This is a genomic window from Saccharothrix algeriensis (assembly GCF_016907655.1).
GTDB lineage: Bacteria > Actinomycetota > Actinomycetes > Mycobacteriales > Pseudonocardiaceae > Actinosynnema > Actinosynnema algeriense.
In genome coordinates, this window is the sequence record NZ_JAFBCL010000001.1 from 1,684,743 (window position 1) to 1,697,569 (window position 12,827).

Genomic DNA, 12,827 nt, shown 5'->3' on the forward strand with positions numbered 1-12,827 from the left:
CCCCGGGCGGCGCCGACCGGTCCCCGGCCGACCGCCCGCGCGATGCGTAGCGCCTCGCCGGACCGGGCGGCGCGCCTGGCGCTGGTGCTGCTGCGCGACGGCGACCGCTGCGCCTGGTGCCGCCGGGCGTTCACCGGGCAGGTCACGCCGACCAGCGACCACCTCGTGCCCAAGGTGAAGGGCGGGCCGTCGTGGCTGGAGAACGAGGTCGCCGCGTGCCGCCGCTGCAACCGCGAGCGCGGCCACCGCGGCCCGGCGGACTGGCTGGCCGAGTGCGAGCGCCGCGGCTGGTCCCCGGACCGCGGCCGGGTGACGGACCTGCTGGTCGGCCTGCGCGAGGCCATCGCCCACCGCGGCGGCCAGCGCCGCGCCCGCCCGTACGTCGAGGCCCAACTGCGCCGCCTGCGCCGCTGACCACACCTTCAGGTGAAACCCGCCTCCCCACCCACCCGAACCGGACCGCCCACCACGACCCTGTCCGGGTGGAGGTGGGCCCATGTCGAAGCGAGCCCTGCTGACCGCGCTGACCGCCGCGGCGGCCACCCTCGCGCCCGCCGGCAGCGCGACGGCGACCCCGGTCTGCGACCGGGGCGAGTTCTGCGCGTGGTCGGGCACGGACTACCAGGGCGCGGTGCAACGCCTCGACCTGGAAACCGCCAACCCGGGCGAGTGCATCCCGTTCGCGGACGACCTGGTGGCCCGGTCGTTCGTGAACAACCTGACGCGCGACACGTCGGTGTTCCAGGGCGCCACCTGCTCGACCGAGGCGGAGTTCACCACCTACCCGGGCAAGGGCACCTACGTCCCCGACGCGCCGTTCGTCGTGCGGGCGATCCAGGTCTGGGGGCCTTGAGCCGGGGCGCCCTCGCCCCCGGGCCGCGACCTCACACAGCGGACCCCCGCCATCCGCCTGTTCGCGGTCGCCCACACGTCCCCTGCCTCAGCGCACGGGTGAAATGAACCGGGCTCGCATCCATAGCTACGTCATCAGGGTGAACTCGCACCAGGAACTGATCGTTGTGCGCCCACCCGTGCCTTCCCTCGGGATACTGCACTGGCAAGCAGGCCGACTATCGCGTGTCTCCAACACGCGGCATGCGCATGTCGCGAGTCCACTACGTACGGCAATGTCTGATCAGCTGAACGTGACAGCGGTGCGAGAAGGGAATCCGATGCCTTTCCTGGCGGACGGCAGCGGTGGCGGCGCCGGCACCGTCGCTCCGGTGGCCATGCAGGTGGAGCCCGGGCAGATCCTCGCCCTCAAAGCCCGGTACGAGGCTGTGCGGGACATGGTCCAGGACTTCCTCCACGGAAGCCGGGAGGACCTGCGGGGAAGAGCACTCGCCGACGACGACGTGTCGAAGGACGCGGCGGACGCGTTCCGCCGGAACGCCGGGATGGCCCTGGACGTCACCGTGCGGTTCCTGGACGAGCTGAACCTCAACATCGACCAGCTCGACCAAGCCGCGAAGACATACCGCTCGGTCGAGGACCGCAACACGACCGACCTGCAGCAGAACAGGGGTATCTGACGGTCATGCGACGCCTCCTGCCGACCTCGGTCGCGGCTCTCGGCCTCGTGCTGACAGCTTGCGCGCCCGGCACCACCGGCTCCCCGACGCCGGGGAGCACCCCGCCGGCGCCGGAGTCGACCTCCACCCCGACGTCGCCGCAGCGTCCGCGGGAGATCAAGCTCGACGGCAAGGACGCGTGCCAACTGCTGAGCTCCGACCAGCTGCCGGCGCTGAGGATCGACCGGCCCGGCAAACCGCGCGAAAGCGACCTGTACCAGGCCACCGGGTGCAGCTGGACCGTGACCGGCGCGGGCAACAGCCTGGTCCCGGTGACGAAGGAGGGCATCGAGGTCTGGACCGCCGGCAAGCGCGAGGGCCGATCCGCGGTGATAGAACCCGTTCTCGGGTTCCCGGCGATAAGCGTCACGCTGCCGACCGATGAACTCCGGTGCGATGTCATGGTCGACACCTCCGAAGGCCAATACCTGACAGCCGGGTTCGACGTCACACCCAGTTATCGGGACAAGTTCCCCGAGCCCTGCGACGGAGCCCGCCGATTGGCCGAGGCCGCGATGCAGAACCTGCTGAAGTGAGGGGCATCCAGTGACGGAGATCGGCAACCACAACTTCGACGCCCAGTCGCACCGGCAGCTCTACGACCGCATCCACGGCGGTCCCGGCTACGCCGCCGCCCAGCCCGTGGACGACGCGTGGAACAGCTTCCGCGCGGTCATGGGCAACGCCAAGGCCGAACTGGAGTCCGCGATCAAGGACGCCGGGGCCGTCTGGATCGGCGCGGCGGGCGAGCGGTTCGGCAGCGGTTCCGCGCCACTGGTGCAGTGGGCCGAGGACGCCCGCACGGCCGGGGTGGAGACGCACGACGCCTTCTCGGCGCAAGCCTCCCACTACATCGGGGCCAGGACGACCATGCCCGAGCCGGTGCAGGTGACCTCCACGGCCAACGACGACTACTTCGGCATCCCTGCCGGCTTCACGCACCTCGTCGGCGGGCAGACCGACCAGGACGTCCAGGAGCAGCAGGCGAACGAGGCCAAGCGCGAAGCGGTCCGCGTGATGAACGGCTACCGCGACGGCGCGTCCTCCGCGGTCGGCGCGCTCGGCACGTTCGTCCCGCCACCGCAGGTGGTCACGCAGGTCGTGGAGCCGAAGTTCGAGCAGCCCCAGGCCCACGAGCAGTACACGCCGCAGCTGTCCGACCACCGGTCCGTCGGCACGAGGTCGCTCCAGCAGCACCAGACCGCCCAGCCGCCGGTCGCGCCGCCCCCGGTGCTCCCGCCGGACGGGGGCGTCCCGGACGGGAGGGACACGGGCAGGGGTGACACGGGCAGGGGCGACACGGACCTCTCCGACGCCCGGCCGCCCGTGGACGTCGCACCGCGGCCCAACCCCGCACCGCTCCCGCCGCCCACCCAGGCGCCCCCGCCGATCACCGGCCCGTACCCGCCGCCGTTGCTCAAGCCGGGCCCGCCGAACCACCGGGACCGGGCGACCGCCCGCCCCGGCCCGCCGCCCCGACCGATCGACGACACCCGGAACACGCGACCGCCCAGGGGTTCCGGCGGACCGCCCACCGGCGGCGGTTCGGCCGCGGGTGGCTCGCCGACCGGTGGCGCCCCGAGGTTCGGCGGCGGACCGCCCGGCGCCCAGGGCCCGACCGGCCAACCACCCGGCCCCGGCGGCTCGTCGGGCGTCGCCCAGGACGGACCGGCCAACCGCCCCGGCGCCGCGGCCAACCCGGTCCGGGGCGCGGCGGGCGCGACGCCGATGGGCGGCGGCGTGATGGGCGCTCCGCAGCGCGGCCGGGGCGAGGACGACCTCGAGCACAGGACCGCCCCGTACCTGGAAGAGCTGTCCGACGTCTGGGGCGAGGACGACTCCCCGCGCGTCGCGCCGCCGGTGATCGGAGAAGACGACAGGTGAGATCCGCTCTGTCCCGGCTGGAGTTCGACCTGTGCTGGGACCACCTGAAACTGGGCGAGTACCCCACGATCCTGTCGATCCCCTCGCACGGCGCGACCCTGGACGAACGCCGGGCGCTGTTCGACGGCGCCTGGCGCGCGCTGGCCGCCCGCGGCCTGGTCGAGCGCGGCGCGCTGGACGCCCGCCTGGCGGGGTGGCTGGAACTGCTGGCCCGCCCCGACCGGGAGGTCGACGCCCGGTTGCGCCCGACCGACGGCCCCCGGACGAGGGCGGTGGCGGCGGCGCGGCGCGGACGGGCCGTGCTGGCCGTGCTGGCCGTGCTGACGGCGGAAAACCTCGTCCTGGAACCGATCCACGAGACGATGCTGGCCGACGCCGTGGTGTCCCTGCTGCCACCGCACCAGGCGCCCCGCTCGCGGTCGATCAGCCTGCCCGCCGCGGACCTGGAGAGGGCCGCCGCGGCGGCGGGCGAGTCGGCCTCCCGGCTGGAGGTGGCGTTGCGGGACACCGGCCTGCCGCGGCCGGACGCGCAGAAGGTCGCCTCGGTGCTGGGCGGCGTCGTGCGGATGGGCCAGTTCGGCACGGCGGTCCGCCCGGCGCGCAACGGCGTGCCGGGATCGCGGCGACGCGGCGCGTACGCCGTGTCGTTCTACGACACGGCGGAAGGCCGGTGGCAGTTCACCCGCCGCCCCTCCGGCGACGGCCGCGAGTGGTCGACCCTGAGCCCGGCCGACCACGGGCGCCTCGTCCACGCGGTGTCGGAACTGCTGGCGGCCACCGGCTGAGTCGACCACCGCCGAAGCCGCCGGCGCCGACCGGGCGGGCCGGCGTCGACCTCCGTTGTGCATCCGTCCGGCGGAGTGCACGCTGTGCGGAAGACCCGACCCACCCGGAGGTATGACGAAGTGGAACGAGCCCTCACCGCCGCCGAGCTGTTCGACGCCGTCGGTCGTGGTTACGAGGAGGCTTTCGGGCGGCCGCCGGCCGTCGACGCCGCCGTCCGGCTGCTCCTCGACCGCCTCCCGGACAGCGCCCGCGTCCTGGACATCGGCAGCGGCACGGGGCGGCCGGTCGCGGCGGAGCTGGCGGCTGCCGGGCACCGGGTGCTCGGGGTGGACGTGTCGAAGGAGATGGTGGCGATCGCGCGGGACCAGGTGCCCGACGCCGACTTCGTCCACGCCGACATCCGCGAGTGGGACTCGGCCGCCGGGTCGTGGGACGCCGTGTGCGCGTTCTTCCCGTTCCTCCAGATGACCCGGGACGAGACCGTCCGCGTGCTGGAGGGCGTCGCGCGGTGGTTGAAGCCCGGCGGGGTGCTGGCGATGATCACCGTGCCGATGGACGTCGAAGGGCTCGAAGTGCCGTTCCTCGGCCACACCGTGCGCATCACCAGCTTCGCCGAACCCGACCTGCTCCGGCTCGTGGAACGCGTCGGGCTCGACGTGGTGGAGAAGACCAGCGTGGTGTTCTCCCCCGACCGGGAGGGCCAGCCGGACGAGGAGCACCTGCTGGTCGTCGCCACCCGCGGCACCACTCCACCGCAGCCCTGACGCGCCCCCGCGAACGGGCACGGGGCGTCGTGCGCACGGCGCCCCGACGGGGTGCGGTGCGCGACCGGGCGACCACCGTGTGGTAGCGATGCAGGCATGACCAACAGCCTGGAAGACCTGCGCGACGCCCTGCGCCGGTTCGCCGCCGCCCGCGACTGGGACGACTACCACACGCCCAAGAACCTGGTGATGGCGCTGTCGGCGGAAGTCGGCGAGCTGACCGACCTGTTCCAGTGGCTCACCCCCGAGCAGGCCGCCAAGGCCATGGAGGACCCGGAACTCGCCTGGAACGTCCGCGACGAGCTCGCCGACGTGGTGCACTACCTCGTGCGCCTCGCGGACAAGCTCGACGTCGACCTCGTCGACGCCGCGTTCGCCAAGATCGACCGCAACGAGCGGCGCTTCCCGACCGGAGACCTCCGGCCGGTCGAATGAGTCGAATGAGTCGAATGAGGGGGCCATGGACCTGCAGTCCCTGGACACGCTGCACCTGCACCAGAAGATCACCATGATGGTGAACCGATACGAGGCGTTCGCCGACGACGGCGCCGGCGGACCCGGGCAGCTCGTCGGGTTCGTCGAGCAGAAGCGCCTGGCGTTCAAGGAGGAGGTGACCATCTACACCGACTCCGGCAAGCACTCCGTCCTCGCCGGGTTCAAGGCCCGCAAGGTCATCGACCTCGGCAGCGGCTACGACGTCACCGACGGCGACGGCCGGCCCATCGGGTCGTTCCGCAAGGACTTCGGCAAGTCGCTGGTGAACTCGACGTGGCACCTCGACGCGTCGGGCGCGGGCGCCGCCACCGGCCGGGAGCGCAACCAGGGCATCGCCGTGCTGCGCCGGATCTGGGGCTTCCTGCCGTTCGTCAACGACCTGCCCTTCCCGTTCCGCTACCACTTCGACTTCGTCCGCGACGGTGCGCCGGTGTTCAGCGTGGACAAGAAGACCTGGCTGCGCGACCACTACCTGATCCGCGTCCAGGACCCGGCGGTCGACCGCCGCCTGGTCATCGCCCAGGCCGTCGCCGTCGACGCGCTGCAGTCCCGCTAGACGTAGGTCAGCAGCAGCAGGAGCAGGGACACCAGCAGAACCATCCCGAGCAGAGCGGACACCCACGCGGGCGAGGCCGCCGGGGGCCTCGCCCTCGCGTGCCTGCCCTGCCGCCTACGCGGTAGCCAGCACACCGCAGCCTCCCCCGCGCCCCATCCCCGGTCGTTCATGCGCCCCACGCTAGGAACGCGGGCGCGGTGCCGCGGGCGCGTCACCCGGACGCCCCACCGGGATCGCTCGGGCAGCGGTACGGACCACGAAATCGGTGACAGGGGCCAGGAGGACGGATTCGTGCAGGTGACAGTGGTCGGCGCCGGTATCGCCGGAGTGGCGTGCGCGCGAGCGCTCCACACCGCCGGGGTGACGGTCCGTGTTCTCGAACGGGGGCGCGTGTGCGGCGGGCGGATGGCGACGAAGCAGTACGGCGGCCGCCGGGCCGACATCGGCGCGGGGTACTTCACCGCGTCCTCGCCGCGGTTCGCCGCCGTGGTCGAGGGGTGGCGCGACGCGGGGCTGGCGCGCGAGTGGACCGACACGTTCGCCGTCCACTCGGCCGGCGGGCGCGGCACGACCACCGGCCCGGTGCGGTGGGCCGCGCCGGGCGGGCTGCGCTCGCTGGTCGAGCGGCTGGCGGTCGGGCTCGACGTGCGCACCGGGCACCAGGTCGAGTGGGTGGAGCCCGGCCCGCGCGTCGACGGGACCGCCGCGGACGCCGTCGTGCTGGCCATGCCGGGGCCGCAGGCGGCACGGCTGCTGGACCCGCGGCTGGGCGGCACGCGGCACGCCGCCCAGCGCCAGGACTGGCTGCCGACGCTCGTCGCCACGCTGCGGCACGAGGAGCGGCAGTGGGACTTCCGCGGGGCGTTCGTCAACGACCACCCGGTGCTCTCCACGGTGTTCGACGACGGCACCCGGCGCGGGGACGGCGCTCCCGTGCTGGTGGCCCACACCACCGCCGAGTTCGCCGAGCCGTTCTCGGCCGACCCCGGGGCCGCGGCCGGCGAGGTGGAGGAGGCCGTGCGACGACTGCTCGGCCTGCCACGCCCGGCGGTGCGGGTCGACGTGCACCGGTGGACGTTCGCCCGACCCAGCGCGCCCGGTTCGGCGCCGTTCCACTTCGGCGCGGACCGCATCGGGATCGCCGGTGACGCGTGGGGCACGCCGAAGGTCGAGACCGCGTGGCTGTCCGGCACCCTGCTCGGCGAGGAGATCGTCGCCGAGCTCGGCTGAGAAGGCGATCCCGCCGAGAACGGCCGGTGGGAACGCCGAAAGCCCGCAGGGGGCACCCGGAACCGGGTGCCCCCTACGGGGAAGGAATGTTCGGCGGCGTCCTACTCTCCCACACCCTCACGAGTGCAGTACCATCGGCGCTGGAAGGCTTAACTACCGGGTTCGGAATGGGACCGGGTGTTCCCCCTCCGCCATGACCACCGAAACACTATGAAATTACCACCACAGCCACCCCACAACCCACACCCGACACCAACCGTGTCAGGGGGTCGCCCGGGGTGGGCCCGGTGGTTCTTTCAGAACCGCACAGTGGATGCGTAGCGTCTTCGTAGCAAGTCCTCGGCCTATTAGTACCGGTCAACTCCAGCCGTTACCGACCTTCCATCTCCGGCCTATCAACCCAATAGTCTCTTGGGGGCCTTACCCCACAAAGGGTGGGATACCTCATCTAGGAACGAGCTTCCCGCTTAGATGCTTTCAGCGGTTATCCCTTCCGAACGTAGCCAACCAGCAATGCCCTTGGCAGGACAACTGGCACACCAGAGGTCCGTCCGTCCCGGTCCTCTCGTACTAGGGACAGCCTTCCGCAAGTATCCTACGCGCGCGGCGGATAGGGACCGAACTGTCTCACGACGTTCTAAACCCAGCTCGCGTACCGCTTTAATGGGCGAACAGCCCAACCCTTGGGACCTACTCCAGCCCCAGGATGCGACGAGCCGACATCGAGGTGCCAAACCATGCCGTCGATATGGACTCTTGGGCAAGATCAGCCTGTTATCCCCGGGGTACCTTTTATCCGTTGAGCGACCACGCTTCCACAAGCCATGGCCGGATCACTAGTTCCGACTTTCGTCCCTGCTCGACCCGTCGGTCTCACAGTCAAGCCCCCTTGTGCACTTGCACTCGACACCTGATTGCCAACCAGGCTGAGGGAACCTTTGAGCGCCTCCGTTACCCTTTGGGAGGCAACCGCCCCAGTTAAACTACCCACCAGGCACTGTCCCTGATCCGGATCACGGACCGAGGTTAGACATCCAGTACGACCAGAGTGGTATTTCAACGACGACTCCACAACCACTGGCGTGGCCGCTTCACAGTCTCCCACCTATCCTACACAAGCCGAACCGAACACCAATACCAAGCTATAGTAAAGGTCCCGGGGTCTTTCCGTCCTGCCGCGCGTAACGAGCATCTTTACTCGTAATGCAATTTCGCCGGGCCTGTGGTTGAGACAGTCGAGAAGTCGTTACGCCATTCGTGCAGGTCGGAACTTACCCGACAAGGAATTTCGCTACCTTAGGATGGTTATAGTTACCACCGCCGTTTACTGGCGCTTAAGTTCTCAGCTTCGCCCCGAAGAGCTAACCGGTCCCCTTAACGTTCCAGCACCGGGCAGGCGTCAGTCCGTATACATCGTCTTGCGACTTCGCACGGACCTGTGTTTTTAGTAAACAGTCGCTTCTCGCTGGTCTCTGCGGCCGAAAAATCCTAGCCCGCAAGGGGCTTCAAATCCCTCGGCCCCCCTTCTCCCGAAGTTACGGGGGCATTTTGCCGAGTTCCTTAACCACAGTTCGCCCGATCGCCTCGGTATTCTCTACCTGACCACCTGTGTCGGTTTGGGGTACGGGCCGCATGAACACTCACTAGAGGCTTTTCTCGACAGCATGGGATCACCCTACTTCGCCTCAATCGGCTATGCATCACGTCTCAGCCTCGATGCCTGGCGGATTTGCCTACCAGACGGCCTACACGCTTACACCAGTACTACCACTCACTGGCGGAGCTACCCTCCTGCGTCACCCCATCGCTTGACTACTACAAGTTCAGGTCCCGCGCTCCACAACCACTCCTCGTCCGAAGACTCGGAGCGGGCTTCGGGCGGTTAGTATCACAAGGTTCGCCATGGGCGCGTTCACACGGGTACGGGAATATCAACCCGTTGTCCATCGACTACGCCTGTCGGCCTCGCCTTAGGTCCCGACTTACCCTGGGCGGATTAGCCTGGCCCAGGAACCCTTGGTCATCCGGCGGCAGAGTTTCCCACTCTGCTTTCGCTACTCATGCCTGCATTCTCACTCGTCCAGCCTCCACACCTGGATCACTCCGGCGCTTCCACGGCTGAACGACGCTCCCCTACCCATCCAACATCACTGCTGAATGACACGGCTTCGGCGGTGTGCTTAAGCCCCGCTACATTGTCGGCGCAGGACCACTTGACCAGTGAGCTATTACGCACTCTTTAAAGGGTGGCTGCTTCTAAGCCAACCTCCTGGTTGTCTGGGCGACCCCACATCCTTTCCCACTTAGCACACACTTAGGGGCCTTAGCCGGCGTTCTGGGCTGTTTCCCTCTCGACTACGAAGCTTATCCCCCGCAGTCTCACTGCCGCGCTCTCACGTACCGGCATTCGGAGTTTGGTTGATTTCGGTAAGCTTGTGGGCCCCCTAGACCATCCAGTGCTCTACCTCCGGCACGAAACACACGACGCTGCACCTAAATGCATTTCGGGGAGAACCAGCTATCACGGAGTTTGATTGGCCTTTCACCCCTAACCACAGCTCATCCCCCAGGTTTTCAACCCTGGTGGGTTCGGGCCTCCACGCAGTCTTACCCACGCTTCACCCTGGCCATGGCTAGATCACCCCGCTTCGGGTCTAGACCACGCGACTGAAGGCGCCCTATTCGGACTCGCTTTCGCTACGGCTACCCCACACGGGTTAACCTCGCCACGCAGCACTAACTCGCAGGCTCATTCTTCAAAAGGCACGCCGTCACCCCGAAAGGCTCCGACGGATTGTAGGCACACGGTTTCAGGTACTATTTCACTCCCCTCCCGGGGTACTTTTCACCTTTCCCTCACGGTACTAGTCCGCTATCGGTCACCAGGGAGTATTCAGGCTTAGCGGGTGGTCCCGCCAGATTCACAGCAAATTCCACGAGCTCGCTGCTACTTGGGAACACCACTGAGAGGAGACAGGTTTTCGCGTACGGGACTCTCACCCTCTACGGCCGCGCTTTCCAGACACGTTCCGCTAACCACATCTCTTTATGACTCTCTGTCGGTCCGGCAGAACCGACCAGTAGGTCCCACGACCCCGCACACGCAACCCCTGCCGGGTATCACACGAATACGGTTTAGCCTCTTCCGCTTTCGCTCGCCACTACTCACGGAATCACGGTTGTTTTCTCTTCCTGCGGGTACTGAGATGTTTCACTTCCCCGCGTTCCCTCCACACACCCTATGTGTTCAGGCGTGGGTGACCCCACATGACTGGGGCCGGGTTTCCCCATTCGGAAATCCTTGGATCTCAGCTCGGTTGACAACTCCCCAAGGCTTATCGCAGTCTCCTACGTCCTTCATCGGCTCCTGGTGCCAAGGCATCCACCGTATGCCCTTAATAACTTGCCACAAAGATGCTCGCATCCACTGTGCAGTTCTCAAAGAACAACCAGACACTCCCCCACCACCGCCAACGCCTACCAGTCCATGACCAGCGGTTCGAAGACCGAGGAAGCCTGTATCGCCTCACACCGAGAGAAACACTCACGTGTTCCCTCAGGACCCAACAGCGTACCGAACACTCACCCCAACCCCCCGACGACCCTTCCACGCTCCCCGAAAGAAGCAGTACTAACTCGCCGGGCAATCCAGGATCGCGCATTAGCCAGCATCCACATCATCGAGCCCCACCCGACGATCACTCGCCGCCGGCGTGGTCTCCACCACGATCGAGACCGCGGTGAGAGGTGCTCCTTAGAAAGGAGGTGATCCAGCCGCACCTTCCGGTACGGCTACCTTGTTACGACTTCGTCCCAATCGCCAGTCCCACCTTCGACCGCTCCCCCCCTTACGGGTTGGGCCACGGGCTTCGGGTGTTACCGACTTTCGTGACGTGACGGGCGGTGTGTACAAGGCCCGGGAACGTATTCACCGCAGCGTTGCTGATCTGCGATTACTAGCGACTCCGACTTCACGGGGTCGAGTTGCAGACCCCGATCCGAACTGAGACCGGCTTTGTGGGATTCGCTCCACCTCACGGCTTAGCAGCCCTCTGTACCGGCCATTGTAGCATGTGTGAAGCCCTGGACATAAGGGGCATGATGACTTGACGTCATCCCCACCTTCCTCCGAGTTGACCCCGGCAGTCTCCCATGAGTCCCCAACTTTACTTGCTGGCAACATGGAACGAGGGTTGCGCTCGTTGCGGGACTTAACCCAACATCTCACGACACGAGCTGACGACAGCCATGCACCACCTGTACACCAGTCCGAAGAGGCCCACATCTCTGTGGGTTTCCGGTGCATGTCAAGCCCAGGTAAGGTTCTTCGCGTTGCATCGAATTAATCCACATGCTCCGCCGCTTGTGCGGGCCCCCGTCAATTCCTTTGAGTTTTAGCCTTGCGGCCGTACTCCCCAGGCGGGGTGCTTAATGCGTTAGCTGCGGCACGGAGGACGTGGAAGCCCCCCACACCTAGCACCCACCGTTTACGGCGTGGACTACCAGGGTATCTAATCCTGTTCGCTCCCCACGCTTTCGCTCCTCAGCGTCAGTATCGGCCCAGAGACCCGCCTTCGCCACCGGTGTTCCTCCTGATATCTGCGCATTTCACCGCTACACCAGGAATTCCAGTCTCCCCTGCCGAACTCAAGTCTGCCCGTATCGACCGCAGGCTCCACGTTAAGCGTGAAGTTTTCACGGCCGACGCAACAAACCGCCTACGAGCTCTTTACGCCCAATAATTCCGGACAACGCTCGCACCCTACGTATTACCGCGGCTGCTGGCACGTAGTTAGCCGGTGCTTCTTCTGCAGGTACCGTCACTCGCGCTTCGTCCCTGCTGAAAGAGGTTTACAACCCGAAGGCCGTCATCCCTCACGCGGCGTCGCTGCATCAGGCTTTCGCCCATTGTGCAATATTCCCCACTGCTGCCTCCCGTAGGAGTCTGGGCCGTGTCTCAGTCCCAGTGTGGCCGGTCACCCTCTCAGGCCGGCTACCCGTCGTCGCCTTGGTAGGCCATCACCCCACCAACAAGCTGATAGGCCGCGGGTCCATCCCGTACCGCCGGAACTTTCCACCCCCCACCATGCGATGGAGGGTCGTATCCGGTATTAGACCTAGTTTCCCAGGCTTATCCCGGAGTACAGGGCAGGTTACCCACGTGTTACTCACCCGTTCGCCGCTCGTGTACCCCGAAGGGCCTTACCGCTCGACTTGCATGTGTTAAGCACGCCGCCAGCGTTCGTCCTGAGCCAGGATCAAACTCTCCAATAAGGAATGAGTTGATCGCTCGAACAACACTGACACACGAACCGGAATATGGTCCGTGACATCGCCAGCTGTCCAGTCAATCTCAAAGGAAAACCTCTTGACGAGGTTCATACAATTTACTGGCTATTCGGCACGCTGTTGAGTTCTCAAGGAACACGCGCTCACCATCGCAACCCACTCGAACCGAGTGACTTCCTCCGGGGCTTGTGCGCCGCGCTCCGTTCCGGTCTCTCTCCGGCCCGTTCCGCGCTGGCAGAGAGAAAGTTACAC

General features: G+C 67.0%; 11 protein-coding genes and 3 rRNA genes. 10 read left to right on the forward strand and 4 right to left on the reverse strand.

What is annotated here, in order from left to right; all coding sequences use genetic code 11:
* Nucleotides 1–42 precede the first annotated feature (42 nt).
* From JOE68_RS07300 to JOE68_RS07340, 9 genes are all read left to right on the forward strand, one after another.
* A complete protein-coding gene (locus JOE68_RS07300; protein WP_204841567.1) occupies nucleotides 43–414 on the forward strand; it encodes an HNH endonuclease in 372 nt (123 codons plus the stop codon).
* Between the two features lie 82 nt (nucleotides 415–496).
* Nucleotides 497–853: a peptidase inhibitor family I36 protein gene (locus JOE68_RS07305; RefSeq protein ID WP_204841568.1), complete on the forward strand. Its 357-nt coding sequence runs from the start codon at nucleotides 497–499 to the stop codon at nucleotides 851–853.
* A gap of 319 nt (nucleotides 854–1,172) precedes the next feature.
* Nucleotides 1,173–1,532 (forward strand): PE domain-containing protein, encoded by a 360-nt coding sequence (locus JOE68_RS07310; RefSeq protein WP_204841569.1) that lies wholly within the window; start codon nucleotides 1,173–1,175, stop codon nucleotides 1,530–1,532.
* Nucleotides 1,533–1,537: 5 nt separating this feature from the next.
* On the forward strand, nucleotides 1,538–2,107 hold the full coding sequence (locus tag JOE68_RS07315; protein ID WP_204841570.1) for a DUF3558 domain-containing protein: 570 nt from the start codon (nucleotides 1,538–1,540) through the stop codon (nucleotides 2,105–2,107).
* Nucleotides 2,108–2,117: 10 nt separating this feature from the next.
* Nucleotides 2,118–3,455, forward strand: coding sequence for a PPE family protein (locus JOE68_RS07320; RefSeq protein ID WP_204841571.1), 1,338 nt, complete (start codon nucleotides 2,118–2,120; stop codon nucleotides 3,453–3,455).
* Nucleotides 3,452–4,240: an ESX secretion-associated protein EspG gene (locus JOE68_RS07325; protein WP_204841572.1), complete on the forward strand. Its 789-nt coding sequence runs from the start codon at nucleotides 3,452–3,454 to the stop codon at nucleotides 4,238–4,240. Before JOE68_RS07320 ends, JOE68_RS07325 begins: the two co-directional genes overlap by 4 nt.
* A 120-nt stretch (nucleotides 4,241–4,360) precedes the next feature.
* Nucleotides 4,361–5,005 carry a class I SAM-dependent methyltransferase gene (locus JOE68_RS07330; protein WP_204841573.1) on the forward strand — a complete coding sequence of 215 codons (645 nt, stop codon included), beginning with the start codon at nucleotides 4,361–4,363 and terminating at the stop codon, nucleotides 5,003–5,005.
* A gap of 96 nt (nucleotides 5,006–5,101) precedes the next feature.
* Nucleotides 5,102–5,440 (forward strand): nucleotide pyrophosphohydrolase, encoded by a 339-nt coding sequence (locus tag JOE68_RS07335; RefSeq protein WP_204841574.1) that lies wholly within the window; start codon nucleotides 5,102–5,104, stop codon nucleotides 5,438–5,440.
* A gap of 25 nt (nucleotides 5,441–5,465) precedes the next feature.
* Entirely contained in the window at nucleotides 5,466–6,056 is a 591-nt protein-coding gene (locus JOE68_RS07340; RefSeq protein ID WP_204841575.1) for an LURP-one-related family protein, read from the forward strand.
* Here the strand turns inward: JOE68_RS07340 and JOE68_RS07345 are convergent.
* Complete coding sequence (locus JOE68_RS07345) at nucleotides 6,053–6,226, reverse strand: hypothetical protein (RefSeq protein ID WP_204841576.1); 174 nt, start codon at nucleotides 6,224–6,226, stop codon at nucleotides 6,053–6,055. The genes JOE68_RS07340 and JOE68_RS07345 overlap by 4 nt on opposite strands.
* 133 nt (nucleotides 6,227–6,359) lie before the next feature.
* On the opposite strand from JOE68_RS07345, the gene JOE68_RS07350 reads away from it, so the two are divergent.
* On the forward strand, nucleotides 6,360–7,286 hold the full coding sequence (locus tag JOE68_RS07350; protein WP_307820022.1) for an NAD(P)/FAD-dependent oxidoreductase: 927 nt from the start codon (nucleotides 6,360–6,362) through the stop codon (nucleotides 7,284–7,286).
* A gap of 88 nt (nucleotides 7,287–7,374) precedes the next feature.
* Here the strand turns inward: JOE68_RS07350 and rrf are convergent.
* From rrf to JOE68_RS07365, 3 genes are all read right to left on the reverse strand, one after another.
* Nucleotides 7,375–7,491: ribosomal RNA gene (gene rrf / locus JOE68_RS07355) — 5S ribosomal RNA — on the reverse strand.
* A gap of 122 nt (nucleotides 7,492–7,613) precedes the next feature.
* Nucleotides 7,614–10,695: ribosomal RNA gene (locus JOE68_RS07360) — 23S ribosomal RNA — on the reverse strand.
* A gap of 349 nt (nucleotides 10,696–11,044) precedes the next feature.
* A 16S ribosomal RNA gene (locus JOE68_RS07365) occupies nucleotides 11,045–12,560 on the reverse strand.
* The 16S, 23S and 5S rRNA genes sit together here, the layout of an rRNA operon.
* Nucleotides 12,561–12,827: the final 267 nt, after the last annotated feature.